This is a genomic window from Rodentibacter haemolyticus, from assembly GCF_015356115.1.
GTDB lineage: Bacteria > Pseudomonadota > Gammaproteobacteria > Enterobacterales > Pasteurellaceae > Rodentibacter > Rodentibacter haemolyticus.
In genome coordinates, this window is sequence record NZ_CP063056.1 from 888,327 (window position 1) to 907,222 (window position 18,896).

Genomic DNA, 18,896 nt, shown 5'->3' on the forward strand with positions numbered 1-18,896 from the left:
CCCCCTCTAGAAATAAGGAGATAAAAAGTGCGGTTGATTTCCCGGCCGTTTTTGAATCAAATTCACGATATTTTTTGACCGCACTTTTATAACTTCAAGTCATTCAGTTTCATTATCGCCTTATATTCAATAATAATTCTCATTATATCACCTTGATTTTAGTCATCTTTTTTGCTGTTTTCAGATACCTCTTTTTGTTTATATGATCTGCCTCAAACTTTCTCTTCTTGAAAGCTGATGTAATTGGGCCTCTTTTGTCATTGCTCAATCTGACTGTGGGGAGATGATATATATGAGTAATATTGATCAAATTAACCGCCGAAATTTTATTAAGGCATCATCGGCAGGTGCGATACTTGCCGTTTCCGATCTTACCTTGCCGTTTAATGCGCTAGCGGCAGAAACGCCGACAAGACCCGAAACAAGTGAAGAAAAAATTGTATGGAGTGCCTGCACGGTAAACTGCGGTAGTCGTTGCCCATTGCGTATGCACGTGAAAGATAATCGAATTACCTATGTAGAAACGGATAACACCGGCACGGAAACTTATAATTTAGATCATCAAGTGCGTGCTTGTTTACGCGGACGTTCTATGCGCCGCCGCGTATATAATCCTGATCGTTTAAAATATCCGATGAAACGCGTGGGAAAACGCGGTGAGGGAAAATTTAAACGAATTAGCTGGGATGAAGCTTTAACTGAAATCGCCGAAGCGTTAAAACGAAATATCGAAAAATACGGCAACGAATCCATTTATTTAAACTACGGTACAGGTACGCTCGGCGGCACAATGACAAAATCATGGCCACCCTCCGCCACAATGGTAGCTCGTTTTATGAACTGTATCGGCGGTTATTTAAACCATTACGGTGATTACAGCACGGCACAAATTGCCGTAGGTTTAGATTATACCTATGGTGGCGGTTGGGCGCTTGGTAACGGTATGGCTGATATTGAAAATACCAAACTTATCGTGTTGTTTGGTAATAATCCTGCCGAAACCCGTATGAGCGGAGGCGGCTTAACATATTGTATTGAACAAGCCAAAGCGCGTTCTAATGCCAAAATGATTATTATCGACCCTCGCTATAACGATACGGCTGCCGGTCGTGAAGATGAATGGATTCCTATTCGCCCGGGAACAGATGCCGCACTTGTATCGGCATTAGCTTACGTGATGATAACCGAAAATCTCGTTGACCAGCCTTTCCTTGATAAATATTGTGTCGGCTATGATGAAAAAACCTTGCCGAAAGATGCACCTGAAAATGGCCATTACAAAGCCTATATTTTGGGTGAGGGTGATGACGGTTTTGCCAAAACACCGGAATGGGCATCAAAAATAACCGGTATCCCTGCCGATCGAATCATTAAACTTGCTCGTGAAATCGGCAGCACAAAACCTGCCTTTATCGCTCAAGGTTGGGGGCCGCAACGCCGTAGCAACGGTGAACTCATCTCTCGTGCTATTGCTATGTTACCTATTTTAACCGGCAACGTAGGCATTCACGGTGGTAATACCGGGGCACGTGAAAGCGCATACAGCATTCCGTTTGTGCGTATGCCGACCTTAGAAAATCCGGTAAAAGCCAGCATTCCTATGTTTATGTGGACGGATGCGATTATTCGCGGCACAGAAATGACCGCACTTAGTGACGGTATCCGCGGTGTAGATAGACTCCCCTCACCAATCAAAGTGATTTGGAATTACGCAAGTAATTGTTTGATTAATCAACACTCACAAATCAATCGCACTCACGATATTTTGCAAGATGAAAGCCAATGCGAAATGATCATCACCATTGATAATCATATGACTTCTACTGCGAAATATAGCGATATTTTACTACCGGATTGCACCGCATCCGAACAAATGGACTTTGCATTAGATGCTTATGTGGCAAATATGAACTATGTGATTTTTGCCGACCAGGTGATTAAACCCGCTTTCGAATGCCGCAATATTTACGATATGTTAAGCGACTTGGCAGAAAAAATGGGGGTGAAAGAAAAATTCACCGAAGGACGCACGCAAGAAGAATGGCTACGTCATATTTATGCCCAATCCCGCCAACAACTTCCTGAATTGCCTAGTTTTGAAGAATTTAGACAACAGGGTATTTTCAAAAAAGTTGATCCGAACGGTTTCTATGTGGCATATAAAGATTTCCGAGAAGATCCGGAAAGAAATCCGCTTCAAACTCCATCAGGAAAAATTGAAATTTACTCTTCGCGTTTAGCGGAAATCGCAAAAACCTGGAAGTTGGCTGAAGATGAGGTGATTCACCCATTGCCGATTCATGTACAAAGTTTTGAACATTACGGTGATCCGCTGATGGAAAAATACCCGTTACAACTGAGCGGTTTCCACTATAAAGCCAGAACCCATTCTACCTACGGCAACGTGGATGTCTTAAAGGCAGCAAATCCGCAAGAAATGTGGATGAATCCAATTGATGCAGAGCCTCGCGGTATTAAAAACGGAGATATGATTCGTATTTTTAATGATCGTGGTGAAGTACGTATTCACGCAAAAGTAACGCCACGTATTATTCCGGGTGTCGTGGCATTAAGCGAAGGGGCTTGGTATGCGCCGGATAAAGATCGTATCGATCACTCAGGCTGTATTAATGTCTTAACCACCCAACGCCCGTCACCGCTGGCAAAGGGTAATCCGCAACATTCTAATTTAGTTCAAGTGGAACGCTTGTAGGGAGTGAATGATGAAACAATATGGTTTTTATTTTGATTCTGAACGCTGCACAGGCTGTAAAACTTGTGAATTAGCCTGTAAAGATTACAAAGATTTAGGCACGGATGTAAATTTCCGCCGCATTTATGAATATACCGGTGGTAACTGGAGCTTACAACCCAATGGTTGTTGGAATCAAGACGTGTTTGCCTATTATATGTCTATTTCGTGCAATCACTGTGCCGATCCGGCTTGCACCAAGGTTTGCCCTACCGGTGCAATGCACAAAAATGAAGATGGCTTTGTCATCGTCAATGAAGCGATTTGTATCGGGTGTCGTTATTGCCATATGGCTTGCCCTTATGATGCACCGCAATATGATGCGAAAAAGGGCAATATGACAAAATGTGACGGTTGTTATTCGCGCGTAAAAACAGGGCAGAAACCGATTTGTGTCGATGCCTGCCCACTGCGTGCATTAGATTTTGCGCCGATTGATGAACTTCGTACAAAATATGGAGAGCAAGCCGCTATCGCACCATTACCTCCGGCTGATATTACACATCCGAATTTAGTGGTAAAACCCAACAAAAATGCCCGTTCAAGCGGCGATACAAGCGGGTTCTTAGGCAACCCGAGAGAGGTGTAAAAATGAACGCAGGATTACATGAACTCCCATTAGTTTTTTTCACCGTACTGGCACAAAGTGCGGTCGGTGCGTGGCTTGTTTTTTCCGTTGTATTATCCGGTATAAAAAGTGAAAAAAGCCACGCTTACATTCATAAAGCCATGTTTGTTATTTTGCTTTTCTTGGGATTAGGATTTATCGCATCGATGATACACCTGGGCTCACCGATACGTGCATTCAATGCCCTTAACCGCATAGGCGAATCAATGATAAGTAACGAAATTGCCGCGGGTGCGATTTTCTTTGCCCTTGCCGGTTTCTATTGGTTACTTGCCCTCTCGGGGAAAATGCCGATAGCCCTTGGCAATTTATGGCGAATTTTGACCGCTCTGATAGGAATTGTATTTATGTATGTGATGAATCAGGTTTATCATATTGCCAGCGTACCGACTTGGAATACTTCATTAACTTCTTGGTCATTCTATCTCACCATCGCACTGGGCGGACTTGTTCTGGCGTATGCCTTGTTAACGCCAAATCAGCAACGTGAATATCGGCTCAAGCTCGTCCCGAATTTATTTGTGCTTGCGTTATTATTTGCCGCTGTGATCGCTGTGTATCAGGGCTTTAGCTTACAAAGTATTCATAGCGCTATCCAAAACGCTGCTGAACTTGTACCGGATTATGCCGTGATGACAGCGATTCGTTTATGTTTATTAGCTACTGCGGCATTCATTTTATTTCGTACGAAAAATACGGGGTTACTTGGTTTCGCCGTGATATTGACATTGCTTGCCGAAGGCATTGGACGCGTATTGTTTTACGGCTTACATATGACATCAGGAATGGCTATCGGTGCTTAAATCAAGCGAAAAGTGCGGTCTAATTTTACGGAGAATTTATGCAAAACACCTTTGAACAAATTTCCCTTTACGGACGCTTACTCGGTGCCGCTTTTTATTATGAACCGAGCGATGTGCGTCTTATCGGTATTTTGAATTTCTTCCGCCAACCGAATTGGGCGCAAGATTGGGAAATTGAGCTTGATGCAAAAACGCGTGAAAAAGCGACCGCACTTATCACACAAGGATTAAGCCAAGATCTCAGTGAGCAATATCAAGACTTATTTATCGGGCCGAACGAGCTCCCGGCTCCGCCTTGGGGCTCCGTCTATCTTGATCCTGAGTGCGTTATTTTCGGTAATTCGTTGCTCGCTTTACGTGATTTTCTACGCCGACATCAAATTACATTCCAAGCACAACAAGATGAACCCGAAGATCACATCGGTTTAATGTTTATGCTGGCAGCTTATCTTGCGGAAAATCGACCGCACTTAGTCATAGAATTTCTACGCAACCATTTTTTAACTTGGGCGTTACATTTTCTAGCACAACTCAATCAAGCAGAAAACGCGCCCTTCTATCAAGGGCTTGCAACAATCGCCGAACACACATTGCAACAATGGAAAATGGACTTGCATATTGATGTACCTAAAGTAAGGTTTTATCGATAATGAAAACCGAAGCCTATTATCAGGCTTATTTGAGCCATAACCAAATCTCTCGCCGTGGTTTATTACGCAGTTTATTTTCAACCGGCGAACCCATTACGGATAAAAATCCGCTTCCCCGTCCGCCTTTTGCCGCACGAGAGGATTTATTTTCTGCTGCCTGTAATGGCTGTGGTGAATGTGTTTCCATCTGCCCCAACGGCTTAATTCGGTTAAAACAAAATCGAGCCACGCTTGAAATAGACTACGCACCTTGCGATTTATGCGGTAAATGTGCAGAAGCCTGCCGGACTCACGCCCTACATCCCAGCTTCAAAACAGATACATTTCTCCGCCCTCAATTTTCTTCCGATTGTTTAATCAAACAGCAACTTTCCTGCACCGATTGCCAAACCATCTGCCCACAACAAGCCATTTCTGCGAATTTAACGGTAAATAACGAATCTTGTAATGGATGCGGAGAATGTAAAATAGCGTGTTTTGCGAATGCGATTACCTTGAAAATAAAAACCAAGTAATTTTCTACCGCACTTTCCACATTACAATCTCACCTTTTCGCCACCGAATTCATCCAGTAGATTTTCGGTCAATTTAGCAAGAATCCCTGTCATTAACACAAAATCGGCATCGAAACGTTGGGCGAAATCCTCTTTTAGAATATCGTCATTTTTTTCACGCACCGCATCGGCAAATTTCAAACGTTTGAGCGTACAATCTTCATTGAATACAAAACTCAGCGTATCTTGCCACTCTAAGGCTAATTTACTCACTACTTTTTTACCCTCTTGTAATAATGCAAGAATTTCTTCATTTTCAAGGGGTTGTTTTTTGCAACGAATAATACTGTCTTCTTGGCTTCCCCGTAATTCCGCTTCTTCTAACGCAATTAACCAATGGGGTAAACTTTCTTGAGTAATCCAATTCGTTAAAATCGTGCTTGGTTCATTGGCAAAAGCAAGCGGTATAACAGGTAAAGAACCTAAGGTTTTACGTAACAACGCCAAAGCATCTTCCGCACGTTTACTTGATGCGGCATCTATATGAATAAGATTATTTTCCGTATCAATCCATAATGCCGTATGTTGATTTTTACTGAATGCTCGTGGCAATAAATTCATTACTACATCATCTTTTAAGGTTTGTTTTTCCACTTTTTTCAGCTTGCGGTTTTCTTTTTGTTCAAGCATTTCGATGCGTTCATCCAATTCACGTTTTACCACATTCGCAGGGAGTATTTTTTCTTCTTTTTTTGCCACCAATAAGATCTGTTTTCCCACTGCAAAATACAATGTTTCCGCTCCCCACAATGGTGAAGACCAACCGAATTTACTTTGATCTTGCGCACCACAAGGGTGAAAACGGCAATCTTCAAGTTGAGTTTGGAGAACCGTTAAATCCCATTCCAAGGATTTAGTGAGCCTATAAGTCATTAAATTTTTAAACCACATCGTAAAACTTCCTTAATAATCGGGTAAAATATGGCGCATTGTAGCCCATAAACTCATAGGAAAAAATGATGCAGCAGAAATTAATCGCCTTTATCGGCGGTGGTAATATGGCACAGGCAATTGTGCTTGGCTTGTTGAAACAAGGTTATCCCGCCACGCAAATCATCGTAAATGATCCTAACGAAGAAAAACGCGCCTTCTTCGCTCATCTTGGTACACGCACCTCAGCCAATAATGTGGAGAGTGTCACCCGTGCAGAGGCGGTTTTGCTTGCCGTGAAACCTCAAATGATGGCAGAGGTGTGTGCACCGCTAAGTGCGGTTGATTTTTCCAATAAATTATTAATTTCCATTGCGGCGGGGATTTCAACAACCCGTTTGCAAGCACTGATTCCAACGGCTAAATCGCTCGTTCGGGTAATGCCAAATACGCCGTCATTAGTGGGGGAAGGAATGGCGGGTTTGTTCGCACTCAAAAACACGACAGAAACCGACCGCACTTTTGTGCAAAATCTACTTGGTGCCGTGGGGAAAACCCGATGGGTGGAAGATGAAAGTCAGATGCACGCTGTTACCGCTGCATCAGGCAGTAGCCCGGCTTACTTTTTTTTAATGTTAGAAGCAATGCAACAGGCGTTAATTAAAATGAATATTGATTCGGAAACGGCGCGAGAACTGGTACAACAGTCGATGTTCGGTGCAGCGAAAATGGCACAGGAAAATCCACAAATCACGCTTTCAACATTACGCGAAAATGTAACCTCCAAAGGCGGAACAACCGCAGCGGCATTAAATGTCTTCAACCAAAGACAATTTAATCAAATCGTAACAGAAGCGATACAAGCCTGTGCCGAACGTTCACAAGAAATGGAAAAATTATTCTAATGCAAATTCATCCTTTTTATTGGTTAGCCTTGAGTTTTCTCGGTTATTACTGCGCTTACGGCGTATTTTTGCCGTTCTTTCCCGTGTGGTTAAAATCTCAACAATACGGTGAAGAAATGATTGGTCTTGTGATTGGCAGCGCTTATCTTTTCCGTTTTATCGGCGGAATGTTTTTTTCGGCATTGATTAAAAAAGCGGATCATATTATTAATTCTTTGCGTTTACTCGCTTTGGCTTCAACCGTCATTATGGCGGCAATGAGCTTTATCACGGAGAATTTCTGGCTTCTTTTTTCCGCTATCGGATTATTTGCTATGGTAAACTCCGCCGGAATGCCTATCGGTGATTCTTTGGCTTCCACTTGGCAACGTCAAATCGGATTGGATTACGGCAAAGTGCGGTTGATCGGATCGATTGCATTCATTCTCGGTGTAGTCGTATTCGGCGGAATGATTGATTGGTTAGGGGAGCAAAATATTGTGTGGATTTTAACCGCACTTTTATTGTTCTACACGCTAATTCAGTTCCTCAATCCTACCATTCCTCCAAAAGATGAAACGCCACAAAATGATACTCAAAACCGAATCGGCTTTTTGGCATTATTGAAAAATTCCACCACGTTACGTGTAATGATTGCTGTCGGGCTGATTCAAGGCTCGCACGCGGCTTATTATGTTTATAGCACCATTTATTGGACAAGCCTTGGCATTCCCGTTTCACAAACAAGTTTGCTTTGGGCGGTCGGTGTCGTTGCTGAAATTTTGCTCTTTTTCTTTTCCCGCCGATTATTTCAGAATCGGGCGGTCAGTACGATTTTTTATCTTTCCGCTTTGGTCTGTCTTTTACGCTGGCTTGGTTTGACCTATGCAAACCACTTCTGGGAAATATTACCCCAGCAACTGGCTCACGGCATTACTTATGCGGCTTGCCACTATGCTATCGTACGTTATATTACCACCCAACCGCAAAACCATATTGCCAAGCTGCAAGGCTTATATAACGGGCTTTCTAACGGTGTATTGATTGCACTATTCACCGCACTTTCCGGTGTTATTTACCCAATTTCACCCTCAATGACATTCCTGTCGATGAGTGCCGTTGCCGCAATGGCTTTCCTTGTTATTCCACGAAAATTGGATGCATTTTTGGTAAAACGAAATGAATAATTTAGCATTGGTCGATTTATTCCTTAACGAATACTGGATCGAAAAAGGACTTTCTGAAAATACTGTACAATCTTATCGGCTGGATTTGACTGCACTTTGCGACTGGTTAGACAAAAAAAATCTCTCTCTTGAAAGCTTAGATGCGGTAGATTTGCAAGGTTTTCTCGGTGAACGTTTAGAACAAGGCTACAAAGCCACCAGCACCGCGCGAATGCTAAGTGCAATGCGCAAATTGTTCCAATATTTATACCGTGAAAAATACCGCACGGATGATCCCTGTGCAATACTCAGCTCCCCGAAATTGCCCGACCGTTTGCCAAAATATTTAAGCGAACAGCAAGTCAGTGATTTACTTAACACACCGAATGTGGAAATCCCCCTTGAATTACGCGATAAAGCGATGCTGGAACTGCTTTACGCCACAGGGCTGCGTGTAACGGAACTGGTATCGCTAACCATTGAAAATATGAATGTACAACAAGGCGTTGTGCGTGTAATTGGTAAAGGCAATAAAGAACGTATCGTACCAATGGGAGAAGAAGCCGCCTATTGGATTCGTCAGTTTGTATTGTATGCTCGCCCCGTATTATTAAACGGGCAAAGCAGCGATATTGTGTTCCCAAGCCAACGCGCCCAACAAATGACCCGCCAAACCTTTTGGCATCGGGTTAAACATTATGCGATTTTGGCGGAAATTGACACCAGCGCCCTTTCCCCTCACGTGCTGCGCCATGCCTTCGCTACCCATCTCGTTAATCACGGTGCGGACTTACGTGTGGTACAAATGCTGCTTGGACACAGCGATTTATCTACCACCCAGATTTATACCCACGTTGCCAAAGAACGCTTAAAACGCTTACACGAAAGATTTCATCCAAGAGGATAAGAAAGCATTTAATTCTTGGTGTAATCCATATATGAAAAAGTGCGGTCTGATCAGTTAGTCGTTACTTTTTCATGCCCGGAATAGCCGGCACTCTCTACCTCTCCCCCACCTCAATATTCAATCTTTCCTTCCCTACTATGGAAAAGGTTTTGGGCTATTCCATAAAGGCGGATTTCATTACTTCAAGTACGGCATTAATTTTGGCAGATTGAGTACGGTGGAGGGTTACAGCATAGAGATTATAAATGGGTAAAGGAGCATTGGGTAAAACAAGGGCGAGTTTGCCTTGTTCAAGATGATGTTCAATATCACCATAAAGTTGTAAGGTTAACCCGAAGCCTTCTAAGGCAAGACTTTTAGCAGATGAGATGATAGGGCAATGAATGGTTTTGTCCGCGGAAAATTTGCCTAGTCCAAGTGTAGCGAAGGCGTGATCAAAGATATTGTCGTGAAAATGAATCCAGCAGTGGCGGAAAAGTTCATTAGAACGATGAATAGGGTGAGTAGCCAGATAGTCGGGGGACGCACAAATACACAGTCGCCATTGGGTTAGAAAACGGGCTATGAGGGTGTTGTCGGGTTCAGTTGCCCGCAGAGCAATGTCGATATTTTCTTGGAATAGGTTCACCACACTGTCGTTAGGCAACAGATGGACGTCAATGCTAGGATAATCTTTTGCCATTTTTTGCAAAAAACGGCGTATTGCTCGGCTATCAATTGATGCGCTGGGCAAACTGATAGCGACTTCGCCGCTAAATTCAGTGCGAAGAGCGGTCAAATTTTGTTGTGTTTTTGTTAAGGCGTGCTGAATATCTCGGGCTGTTTGCCATAATATTTTGCCTGCGGAAGTGGGCGTAATTTGGCGTGTGGTGCGGTGAATAAGCTGTACGCCATAATGCTGTTCCAGCTGTTTGATGTGCTGACTAACTGCAACATTGCTAATACCGAGTTCTCGTCCCGCAATAGTCATATTGCCGGTTTCAATCACTTTACCTAAAATAAGTATGGATTTAATTTCGTTCATTTTTAATACGGATTATTAAGAATTCCTTAACATTGTATTCAGAAAAAGGTGGATTAATAAATAAAAACACATTGTTATAATACACAGCGTTAATTCACAATTCAAAAGGAAAAGACAATGAACGCAATTAAAGTGGAATATCAAGGCTCTCTTCAACAAAAAGTTACTCACTTAGCCAGTGGTCAAATATATCTGACTGACGGCCCAAGTGTAGCAGGAGGCAAAGGCGAAGTATCCGCACCAACCGATTTGCTCATTGCCGCTTACACCAGCTGCGCGATGACAATTATGGCACTTACTGCAGAACAAGCCGGAGCGAATTTTAACGGTTGCTATGCCGAAAGCGGTAAAGTGGTTTCAATGGAAGAATTTCGTATTAGTGAAGTGCATATCACCTTCCATTTAAAAGCGGCGTTTCCTGCCGAACTTCGTCAAGCATTAGAAAAAGTAGCGGTGGATACTTGCATTGTAGGACGCAGCCTGAATGCGGATATGAATAAAAAATTAGAATTTATTTATGAATAACCCAAAGCCGGCCTAGGTGCTGGCCTTTATTGCATTTTGAATTAATGACTTGGAGAGCGTTTTTTATTTTTAAAGGAAAGCAAAATGATCATTAACACGGGAGCAAGAACCGACACCGTACATTATTATAGTAAATGGCTGCTAAAACGCTTTGAAGAAGGCTACGTTTTATCACGTAATCCGCTATTTCCAAATAAAGTTACACGTTACGAGCTTACACCCGAAAAAGTGGACTATGTCGTATTTTGTTCAAAAAAACTATCGCCCAATTTTGAAACATTTGCACCAAATTACCGACCGTTTCAACACCTATTTTCATTACAGTATTACTGCCTATGGTAAAGATATCGAATCCGGTGTACCAAGCTTCGAAATTCGAAAAAAGTATCGAAACCTTAAAACAACTTTCCGCACAAGTAGGCAAACAGCGTGTGGCGTGGCGATATGACCCCGTATTGATTACCGAAAATATACTATTGACGTGCATTTAACTACCTTTGAGCGACTAGCGAAAGCCCCCTACATTTGAATTAAAAACAGCTTTTTTGCAACTGATACGCAATGCCGAAATTTTTAACCGCTCTTTTGCTTTTTAATCCCATAAAAATCATTCTGTTATCTACTTAACAAAGGGTATCAGTTTTGTTAAACTCCCCCTTGGATTTTAACACTCACTTATCCTAATTATGCGAGGTCTCTATGGAACTAACAAAAGCTTCATTAACAAAATTTGGTTTTACCGTACTAGCTGCATTAATGATTTCGGCTTGCGGAAGTAGCGGCGGTGGCGGTAATAGTGATAATCGCCCACAACAAAATAGCGCTTCAAATAACACACAACCAAATCAGTCAGCCAATAATCAATCTCAGCAACAAGCTGACAACAAAACAGGTGCAGCGATTGCCTTATCAGGAACTGATGCCAATGTTTCTACCCGAATAGCAACGTTAGATACTTACAATACTACAACAATCAATGTCGATGGAAGCCTCATCGATATCGGCTATTCTGGTGTTTCTTCCGGAATGTGGACAAAGATGACTTCCAAGGGAAGATATCTAGAAGTATGCTGCGGTAAATATTCAGATACCCGTTTTGGTGTGTCGGATTCCTTAGACGAAAATGGCAAGGGCTATATGTTCTATAATGGTAACCCAACGAATGATATGCCGATAGCCGGTACGGCAACTTATTCAGGGCAATCCATTATCACTGCGAATATACCACTTTTGGACGATGAAGATTTTTACACCGGCTCATCAAAGTTTAATGTAGATTTCGGCAACAAAACATTAAAAGGCTCGCTTGAGATTGAAAAGATTCAGCCGGTGAACATTGATGCCAAAATTTCAGGCAACTCATTTGCAGGAACGGCAAATTCAAGCTCTATTCCATCAGCAGGTAAAGTGGAAGGTAAATTCTATGGCAATAATGCCAAAGAAATGGCTGGCTTGGCAACTGACAGTAAATCTTGGAGTGCAGCTTTCGGCGCACAAAAACAATAATATAAAATTCTGTTTGTTATTTAGTATTATAAAGCAAGCCGCTAGCTTGCTTTATTTATATCTAAGGAACCCAAACTAATGAAATTCAGTAATATTCTCCTTTCAACCCTTGGCACATTAAGAGCGGTCAAAAATTTGTGAGATTTTTGACCACTCTTTTGCTTTTTAATCCTATAAAAATCATTCTGCAATCCACTTAACAAAGAGTTTTTCTTTTGGTAAACTCTTCCCCCATTTTAACACTAATTTATTTTAGTTACGCGGAGTCCCTATGGAACTAACAAAAAACTCATTAATAAAATTTGGTTTTACTGCACTAACGGCATTAATTATTTCCGCTTGCGGAAGTAGCGGAGGCGGTAATAGTGATAATCAACCAAAACAAGACAGTCAACCAAAACAAGACAGTCAACCAAAACAGGACAGTCAACCAAAACAGGACAGTCAACCAAAACAGGACAGTCAACCAAAACAGGACAGTCAACCAAAACAGGACAATCAACCAAAACAGGACAATCAACCAAAACAGGACAATCAACCAAAACAGGACAATCAACCAAAACAGGACAATCAACCAAAACAGGACAATCAACCAAAACAGGACAATCAACCAAAACAGGACAATCAACCAAAACAGGACAATCAACCAAAACAGGACAATCAACCAAAACAGGACAATCAACCAAAACAGGACAATCAACCAAAACAGGACAATCAACCAAAACAAGAACAAAGCGGAACAGGTGCTGCAATTAAAATATTTCCATCTGTTGGTGAATCGATCGTAACACTGAATTATTACGAGCCATCCAATACTAACATAAGAATAGACGGAATCGATATACCTATTGGTTTCCCCCCTCACCATCTCGAAGATTGGTTAACACTTGATGAAGCAGGTCTACAGGTATGTTGTCGTAACTATTCAGACACCCGTTTTGGCGTAGCGACTTCTTCAAATAACGATACCTATATGTTCTATAACGGAAACCCAACGAAAGAGATGCCGGCAGCCGGTACGGCAGCTTATTCAGGGCAATTTATTGTTTATGCGCCGAATGTACAGGAGTTATGGCATAAAGATAGAGATTTTTCCACCGGTTCATCGAAATTTACTGCAGATTTTGGAAACAAAACATTGAAAGGTTCACTTGGTATTGATGCTTACAAGCTTCAACCGGTGGTGATTGATGCTAGTATTTCAGGTAATTCATTTACAGGAACGGCAAATTCAGCATCTCTTCCATCATCCGGCAAAGTAGAAGGTAAATTCTATGGCGATAATGCCAAAGAGATGGCAGGGTTAGCACAAGGCGACAATAAGTCTTGGAGCGCTGCTTTCGGTGCACAAAAACAATAACATAAAACCGGATTTATGGTTTAGTATTATGAAGCAAGCCTTGCGCTTGCTTTATTCATATCTAAGAGAACTCAAATCAATGAAATTCAGCAATATTTTCCTATCAATCTTTTGTTCGCTGCTTGCACTAAATGCCACGGCGGAAATGGCTCAACCTAAAAATGATGAACGAGATGAACGCATTAATGTCGCCAAACCGATACTTCCTCAACCGGAAGCCACGATTTCTACACCAAAGCAAGAAAGTATTTCTATGAGTCGTGCCGAACTGCAACAACATCCCGATTTAATTATTCGCGGATTAGTTCCTGCGGTTTTACAAAATAATGCTCAAGCCGTAGAAATTTTACTGCCGCTTTATAAAAATTTACCTAATCAAGATCCCACCTTAGTCTCTTGGGCTGAAGCGATAATGACTCGTCAACAGGGGCATTTTTCCGAAGCGGTAAAACGTTATCGTGCGTTATTTAGCGAACATTCCGACATCATCGCTTTGCGTTATCAATTGGCACAGGCGTTATTCCTAAATAATGATAATGAGGCGGCAAAGGATCAATTTCAAAAGTTGCGCGCAGAAAATCGTTTACCACAAACAACGCAGCTAATAGATCAATACCTTTCAGCTTTAAATCAACGTGAACAATGGAAAATCAATGGCGGATTAAGCTATTTAAACGAATCAAATATTAACAATGCCCCGAAAGCCGGAACTCAAATTGGGAATTGGAAAGCTTGGGAAAAAGAAAGTGCGCAAGGCTTTTCTTATTATTTAAATTCAGAGAAAAAATGGTCTTGGGCGAATAATTTGTTCACCAAATTACAGCTTGAAGGACAAGGTAAATATTTTTGGAATAACAAAAAATATAATGAATTTAACCTCCGTGTTGGTGTCGGCTTAGGTTATCAAACCGCCCGCTTTGAAAGTTCGATTACGCCTTTTACGGAAAAACGTTGGTATGGCGGCGGTTCATCAGGCAGCGATTCATTAAAACAATACTCTAAAAATGCCGGACTTCGGGCTGAACTGAATTACTGGCTAAACGAAAAATGGCAAATTTCGAACGCACTTGAATATACCGAACAACGCTATAATTGGCGCAAACATCTCAATGGAAATAACTATCTTTTATCAAATACCTTGCTTTATGTGCCAAAGAGCGGACAATACTGGTTTGTCGGTGTAGATTATCATCGAGAAAATACACGTGATCGCGATAACGCTTATCAACGTAAAAATATCCGTTTGGGCTGGGGGCAAGAATGGGCGTTCGGAATTTCAACCCGTTTAAACCTCGCCTATGCCAGACGAACTTACAAAGATATTGATTTGTTTAGTATTCGTCAGAAAAATAATGAATATTTTACCGCACTAACATTATGGCATCGTGATGTTTATTTTTGGGGAATTACGCCGAAACTAACCTGGTCTTATCAAAAAATAAAAAGCAATCACCCTTTTTATCGCTATGATAAAAACCGTATTTATCTAGAAATGAGCAAAGCATTTTAGGAACTATTATGACTTTAACACAACGCTACAAACAAGCTGCTAAAGAAGCGCGCTGGGCATTGGGTTTGACTGTTTTGTATGTCATCGGCTGGTGTTTATGCGCTTACTTACCCAAAGGCTCGCTCGGCCCTCTCGGTTTCCCCCTTTGGTTTGAACTTTCCTGCATTTATCTTCCGATTTTATTTATCGTCATCGGTTACTGGATAATTAAAATCGTTTATCAAGATATTTCCCTTGAAGTGGAAAACAAGGAGAATAAACAATGAACCTTGGCATTATTCTTCCTTTAATCATCTACCTCACCTTTATCTTTGGCGCTGCGATTTATGCTTATGTTAAACGTAATAAGGGCGATTTTTTAACCGAATACTATGTGGGCAATCGCTCAATGACAGGGTTTGTGCTGGCGATGACAACCGCCTCAACTTATGCCAGTGCCAGTTCTTTTGTAGGGGGGCCGGGGGCGGCTTATAAATATGGACTGGGCTGGGTGTTGTTAGCAATGATTCAAGTACCGGCGGTATGGCTTGCCTTAGGTGCGCTCGGTAAAAAATTTGCCTTATTGTCCCGTGAAACCAACGCGCTTACCATCAACGATCTCTTCCTTTATCGATACAAAAACAAATACTTGGTTTGGCTTGCCAGCCTTGCTTTGTTGCTCGCTTTTTTTGCCGCAATGACCGTACAATTTATCGGCGGAGCACGTTTATTGGAAACCACAATTGGCATCTCTTATACCCAAGCCCTGCTGCTTTTTGCTTTAACCGTAGGTATTTATACCTTTATCGGCGGCTTCCGCGCAGTGGTTCTGACGGATACCATTCAAGGGACGGTGATGATTGTCGGTACATTAATTTTACTTGGCGGCACAATTTACGCGCTTGGGGGCGTGGAAAGTGCGGTCAATAAATTAACTGAAATTAATCCGGCATTAGTGAGCCCTTATGGTCCGAACGATATGCTCGGTTTTCAATTTATGGCATCATTTTGGGTATTAGTGTGTTTCGGGGTGGTAGGCTTACCGCATACAGCGGTGCGTTGTATGGCATTTAAAGACAGTAAAGCACTCCACCGCGGTATGTTAATCGGTACAATCGTACTTTCCCTGATTATGTTTGGGATGCACCTATCCGGTGCGTTAGGACGTGCGATTATTCCTGATTTAACCATTGCCGATCAGGTTATTCCAACCTTAATGTTACAAGTGCTTCCACCGATTGTTGCAGGGATTTTCTTAGCGGCCCCAATGTCCGCGATTATGTCCACCATTGATGCACAACTGATTCAATCTTCCTCTATTTTTGTAAAAGATTTGTACCTTTCCGCTAAACCTGAAGCGGCAAAAAATGAGAAAAAAATCAGTTATATTTCTTCCGTTATTACCTTGATTTTAACCGCACTTTTAATCATCGCCGCCCTTAATCCGCCGGATATGATTATTTGGTTAAACTTATTTGCCTTCGGCGGATTAGAAGCCACGTTCCTTTGGGTGATTGTGCTTGGTATTTACTGGGATAAAGCCAATGCTTACGGCGCATTAAGTTCTATGATTGCGGGCTTAAGCAGTTATATTTTGCTCACTCAGCTTGGTGTAAAATTACTCGGTTTCCACCAGATCGTACCGGCATTAACCTTAGGTTTAATCGCTTTCTTGATAGGCAATAAATGGGGTGAAAAGCGAATGCTAAAAGCAGAGAAAAAAATCGGTAAATTACAAAGTTCATTGTAGGGCGTAGGGTGCGTTAGCTTTGCGTAACGCACCTTAATGAAATTTATAGAACGTAGGGTGGGCAAATTTTTTTGCCCACCGTTTTAATCAGGATATTTTAGCTGGGCAACAAGTTGCCCACCCTACATCGCTATATAATGACGAAAAAATGACCGCACTTTAGTAGCCTAGAATAATTGATTACCCTAGGATTCATCGGAGATTCTCACTATGATCTACCAAATTATCGCCCTCCTCCTTTGGAGCAGTTCATTAATCGCTGCAAAATTTACCTATTCGATGATGGATCCCGTCTTGGTTGTGCAAACGCGGTTAATCATTGCAATGTTTCTCGTCATACCGCTATTTTTACGCCGTTGGAAAAAAATTGATAAGCCTCTGCGTAAACAACTTTGGTGGCTTGCTTTCTTTAACTACACGGCGGTATTTTTATTGCAATTTATCGGTTTGAAATATACCTCGGCCTCTAGTGCCGTAACGATGATTGGGCTTGAACCCTTACTTGTGGTGTTTGTCGGCCATTTCTTTTTTAAAGATAGCGCCGAATGGTTTCACTGGCTATTCGGTGCATTGGCATTTATCGGGGTCGCCGTGATGATTAATGGCGGTCAACATAACGAAGGCATTAATGAAATCAGCCTGCTTGGTTGCTTGTTGATACTGAGTGCCGGTGTTGTTTTTGCCTGTGTGCTGCGTTGGACACAATCCGTGATAGCCAAAGTATCAGCCCAAGCCTACACCTCCGTAACCATTGTATTGGGTACTATCACCACACTTCCCTTCACATTACTTCTTACCGAAAGCTGGGAAATCAATCTGACCGGTTACGGCATTGCAGGTCTCTTTTATCTTGCCATTGGGTGTAGTTGGCTGGCTTATTGGTTGTGGAATAAAGGTTTAAATAGCGTTAATGCGAATCTTTCCGGCATTTTGGTTTCCCTTGAACCTTTATTTGGTATTTTATTTGCCGTGGTATTACTTGGCGAAAGCCTTTCATTTTCCACAATATTTGGCATCACGCTCATTATGCTTGCGACACTAGGCTCCACATTACTGCCTAAATTTCTGAAAAAATCGGTATAATGCACGACATTTTTTAAATTAAGGAAAAATTATGGCTTGGATTCAAATTCGCCTAAACAGCACCAATGAAAAAGCAGAAAAAATCAGTGATTTTTTAGAAGAAATCGGTTCGGTCTCCGTTACCTTTATGGATAGCCAAGATACTCCGATTTTCGAACCGCTACCGGGGGAAACCCGTCTATGGGGGAATACGGATGTTATCGCTTTGTTTGATGCGGAAACAGATATGGTGGAAATCGTCAATTTACTCAAACAAACCGGACATTTAGATGAAAATACGGCGTACAAAATCGAACAGATTGAAGACAAAGATTGGGAGCGTGAATGGATGGATAACTTCCATCCGATGCAATTCGGTAAACGTTTATGGATTTGTCCGAGCTGGCGTGAAGTACCCGATGAGAACGCCGTAAATGTAATGCTTGATCCCGGTCTGGCTTTTGGCACAGGTACGCACCCTACAACGGCACTTTGCTTAGAGTGGTTGGATAGCTTAGATTTGAGCGATAAAACAGTCATTGATTTCGGCTGCGGTTCTGGCATCTTAGCCATCGCCGCCCTAAAATTAGGTGCAAAAAAAGCTATCGGTATTGATATTGATCCGCAGGCTATTCTTGCAAGCCGTAACAATGCCGAACAAAACGGCGTTGCCGATCGCTTACAATTATTCCTCTCCGATGAAAAACCTGCCGAACTCAAAGCAGATGTGGTCGTTGCCAATATTCTTGCCGGCCCATTGAAGGAACTTTATCCGATAATCAGCCGACTTGTCGCAGAGGGGGGAGATTTAGGACTATCCGGAATTTTAGAAACGCAGTCAAACTCCGTATGTGAAACCTATGCGCAAACTTTTGACCTCGCACCGGTTGCAGTGCGTGAAGAATGGTGCCGCATTACCGGCAAACGAAGAACAACTTAATTTCTTTTTGTCAATCAAAAAAAGTG

The 18,896-nt window shown here is 42.0% G+C and carries 19 protein-coding genes and 2 pseudogenes; 19 read left to right on the top strand and 2 right to left on the bottom strand.

All coding sequences use genetic code 11. The annotated features are described in order from the left end of the window. The first annotated feature begins 292 nt into the window (after positions 1-292). From IHV77_RS04250 to napF, 5 genes are read left to right on the top strand one after another with little or no spacing between them, the layout of a single operon-like run. Positions 293-2,713: a DMSO/selenate family reductase complex A subunit gene (locus tag IHV77_RS04250; protein ID WP_194812882.1), complete on the top strand. Its 2,421-nt coding sequence runs from the start codon at positions 293-295 to the stop codon at positions 2,711-2,713. Between the two features lie 10 nt (positions 2,714-2,723). Beyond that, positions 2,724-3,341: a DMSO/selenate family reductase complex B subunit gene (locus IHV77_RS04255; protein WP_194813220.1), complete on the top strand. Its 618-nt coding sequence runs from the start codon at positions 2,724-2,726 to the stop codon at positions 3,339-3,341. Between the two features lie 2 nt (positions 3,342-3,343). Continuing rightward, positions 3,344-4,183, top strand: a complete 840-nt coding sequence (locus tag IHV77_RS04260; protein WP_194812883.1) for a dimethyl sulfoxide reductase anchor subunit family protein — start codon at positions 3,344-3,346, stop codon at positions 4,181-4,183. 38 nt (positions 4,184-4,221) lie between these two features. Further along, on the top strand, positions 4,222-4,833 hold the full coding sequence (gene dmsD / locus IHV77_RS04265; RefSeq protein ID WP_194812884.1) for a Tat proofreading chaperone DmsD: 612 nt from the start codon (positions 4,222-4,224) through the stop codon (positions 4,831-4,833). Next, complete coding sequence (gene napF / locus IHV77_RS04270) at positions 4,833-5,348, top strand: ferredoxin-type protein NapF (RefSeq protein ID WP_194812885.1); 516 nt, start codon at positions 4,833-4,835, stop codon at positions 5,346-5,348. Before dmsD ends, napF begins: the two co-directional genes overlap by 1 nt. Positions 5,349-5,369: 21 nt before the next feature. On the opposite strand, the gene rdgC is transcribed toward napF, so the two are convergent. Further along, positions 5,370-6,278 carry a recombination-associated protein RdgC gene (gene rdgC, locus IHV77_RS04275; RefSeq protein ID WP_194812886.1) on the bottom strand — a complete coding sequence of 303 codons (909 nt, stop codon included), beginning with the start codon at positions 6,276-6,278 and terminating at the stop codon, positions 5,370-5,372. Between the two features lie 68 nt (positions 6,279-6,346). Between rdgC and proC the strand changes: the two genes are divergently transcribed. From proC to xerD, 3 genes are read left to right on the top strand one after another with little or no spacing between them, the layout of a single operon-like run. After that, complete coding sequence (gene proC, locus IHV77_RS04280) at positions 6,347-7,162, top strand: pyrroline-5-carboxylate reductase (protein WP_194813221.1); 816 nt, start codon at positions 6,347-6,349, stop codon at positions 7,160-7,162. Next, the gene (locus IHV77_RS04285) at positions 7,162-8,328 is read left to right on the top strand and encodes a 3-phenylpropionate MFS transporter (RefSeq protein WP_194812887.1); all 1,167 of its coding nucleotides are present in this window, start codon (positions 7,162-7,164) and stop codon (positions 8,326-8,328) included. Before proC ends, IHV77_RS04285 begins: the two co-directional genes overlap by 1 nt. Beyond that, the gene (xerD, locus tag IHV77_RS04290) at positions 8,321-9,214 is read left to right on the top strand and encodes a site-specific tyrosine recombinase XerD (RefSeq protein WP_194812888.1); all 894 of its coding nucleotides are present in this window, start codon (positions 8,321-8,323) and stop codon (positions 9,212-9,214) included. Before IHV77_RS04285 ends, xerD begins: the two co-directional genes overlap by 8 nt. A gap of 154 nt (positions 9,215-9,368) precedes the next feature. Here xerD and IHV77_RS04295 read toward each other — a convergent pair whose 3' ends face one another. Further along, entirely contained in the window at positions 9,369-10,238 is an 870-nt protein-coding gene (locus IHV77_RS04295; RefSeq protein ID WP_194812889.1) for a LysR family transcriptional regulator, read from the bottom strand. A gap of 117 nt (positions 10,239-10,355) precedes the next feature. Between IHV77_RS04295 and IHV77_RS04300 the strand changes: the two genes are divergently transcribed. The 11 genes and pseudogenes from IHV77_RS04300 (at position 10,356) to prmA (ending at position 18,870) form a co-directional block, all read left to right on the top strand. Further along, positions 10,356-10,763, top strand: a complete 408-nt coding sequence (locus tag IHV77_RS04300; RefSeq protein ID WP_194812890.1) for an OsmC family protein — start codon at positions 10,356-10,358, stop codon at positions 10,761-10,763. A gap of 84 nt (positions 10,764-10,847) precedes the next feature. Then, positions 10,848-10,898 (top strand): annotated as a pseudogene (locus IHV77_RS12020) (hypothetical protein); the annotation flags it as partial. Positions 10,899-10,998: 100 nt separating this feature from the next. Then, a pseudogene (locus IHV77_RS12025) lies at positions 10,999-11,061 on the top strand (hypothetical protein); the annotation flags it as partial. Positions 11,062-11,098: 37 nt separating this feature from the next. Beyond that, the gene (locus tag IHV77_RS12030) at positions 11,099-11,254 is read left to right on the top strand and encodes a DUF1848 family protein (protein WP_408635279.1); all 156 of its coding nucleotides are present in this window, start codon (positions 11,099-11,101) and stop codon (positions 11,252-11,254) included. Between the two features lie 208 nt (positions 11,255-11,462). Further along, positions 11,463-12,269 carry a Slam-dependent surface lipoprotein gene (locus IHV77_RS04310; protein WP_194812891.1) on the top strand — a complete coding sequence of 269 codons (807 nt, stop codon included), beginning with the start codon at positions 11,463-11,465 and terminating at the stop codon, positions 12,267-12,269. A gap of 271 nt (positions 12,270-12,540) precedes the next feature. After that, positions 12,541-13,629: a Slam-dependent surface lipoprotein gene (locus IHV77_RS04315; protein ID WP_194812892.1), complete on the top strand. Its 1,089-nt coding sequence runs from the start codon at positions 12,541-12,543 to the stop codon at positions 13,627-13,629. 79 nt (positions 13,630-13,708) lie between these two features. Beyond that, positions 13,709-15,139, top strand: coding sequence for a surface lipoprotein assembly modifier (locus IHV77_RS04320; RefSeq protein ID WP_194813222.1), 1,431 nt, complete (start codon positions 13,709-13,711; stop codon positions 15,137-15,139). A gap of 8 nt (positions 15,140-15,147) precedes the next feature. Further along, a complete protein-coding gene (locus IHV77_RS04325; protein ID WP_194812893.1) occupies positions 15,148-15,405 on the top strand; it encodes a YhdT family protein in 258 nt (85 codons plus the stop codon). Then, on the top strand, positions 15,402-16,868 hold the full coding sequence (gene panF, locus IHV77_RS04330) for a sodium/pantothenate symporter (protein WP_194812894.1): 1,467 nt from the start codon (positions 15,402-15,404) through the stop codon (positions 16,866-16,868). The genes IHV77_RS04325 and panF overlap by 4 nt, the downstream gene beginning before the upstream one ends. 210 nt (positions 16,869-17,078) lie before the next feature. Next, positions 17,079-17,951 (top strand): DMT family transporter, encoded by an 873-nt coding sequence (locus IHV77_RS04335; protein WP_194812895.1) that lies wholly within the window; start codon positions 17,079-17,081, stop codon positions 17,949-17,951. Between the two features lie 31 nt (positions 17,952-17,982). After that, positions 17,983-18,870: a 50S ribosomal protein L11 methyltransferase gene (gene prmA, locus IHV77_RS04340; protein WP_194812896.1), complete on the top strand. Its 888-nt coding sequence runs from the start codon at positions 17,983-17,985 to the stop codon at positions 18,868-18,870. The last annotated feature ends 26 nt before the right edge of the window (positions 18,871-18,896 follow it).

Bases quoted from the DNA above. Each gene is read 5' to 3' on its own strand.
- rdgC (WP_194812886.1), bottom strand. From the start codon at position 6,278: ATGTGGTTTAAAAATTTAATGACTTATAGGCTCACTAAATCCTTGGAA.
- napF (WP_194812885.1), top strand. From the start codon at position 4,833: ATGAAAACCGAAGCCTATTATCAGGCTTATTTGAGCCATAACCAAATC.
- IHV77_RS04315 (WP_194812892.1), top strand. From the start codon at position 12,541: ATGGAACTAACAAAAAACTCATTAATAAAATTTGGTTTTACTGCACTA.
- IHV77_RS04250 (WP_194812882.1), top strand. From the start codon at position 293: ATGAGTAATATTGATCAAATTAACCGCCGAAATTTTATTAAGGCATCA.
- xerD (WP_194812888.1), top strand. From the start codon at position 8,321: ATGAATAATTTAGCATTGGTCGATTTATTCCTTAACGAATACTGGATC.
- dmsD (WP_194812884.1), top strand. From the start codon at position 4,222: ATGCAAAACACCTTTGAACAAATTTCCCTTTACGGACGCTTACTCGGT.
- proC (WP_194813221.1), top strand. From the start codon at position 6,347: ATGCAGCAGAAATTAATCGCCTTTATCGGCGGTGGTAATATGGCACAG.
- IHV77_RS04310 (WP_194812891.1), top strand. From the start codon at position 11,463: ATGGAACTAACAAAAGCTTCATTAACAAAATTTGGTTTTACCGTACTA.
- IHV77_RS04335 (WP_194812895.1), top strand. From the start codon at position 17,079: ATGATCTACCAAATTATCGCCCTCCTCCTTTGGAGCAGTTCATTAATC.
- IHV77_RS04320 (WP_194813222.1), top strand. From the start codon at position 13,709: ATGAAATTCAGCAATATTTTCCTATCAATCTTTTGTTCGCTGCTTGCA.
- IHV77_RS04255 (WP_194813220.1), top strand. From the start codon at position 2,724: ATGAAACAATATGGTTTTTATTTTGATTCTGAACGCTGCACAGGCTGT.
- IHV77_RS12030 (WP_408635279.1), top strand. From the start codon at position 11,099: ATGGTAAAGATATCGAATCCGGTGTACCAAGCTTCGAAATTCGAAAAA.
- IHV77_RS04260 (WP_194812883.1), top strand. From the start codon at position 3,344: ATGAACGCAGGATTACATGAACTCCCATTAGTTTTTTTCACCGTACTG.
- panF (WP_194812894.1), top strand. From the start codon at position 15,402: ATGAACCTTGGCATTATTCTTCCTTTAATCATCTACCTCACCTTTATC.
- IHV77_RS04285 (WP_194812887.1), top strand. From the start codon at position 7,162: ATGCAAATTCATCCTTTTTATTGGTTAGCCTTGAGTTTTCTCGGTTAT.
- IHV77_RS04295 (WP_194812889.1), bottom strand. From the start codon at position 10,238: ATGAACGAAATTAAATCCATACTTATTTTAGGTAAAGTGATTGAAACC.
- prmA (WP_194812896.1), top strand. From the start codon at position 17,983: ATGGCTTGGATTCAAATTCGCCTAAACAGCACCAATGAAAAAGCAGAA.
- IHV77_RS04300 (WP_194812890.1), top strand. From the start codon at position 10,356: ATGAACGCAATTAAAGTGGAATATCAAGGCTCTCTTCAACAAAAAGTT.
- IHV77_RS04325 (WP_194812893.1), top strand. From the start codon at position 15,148: ATGACTTTAACACAACGCTACAAACAAGCTGCTAAAGAAGCGCGCTGG.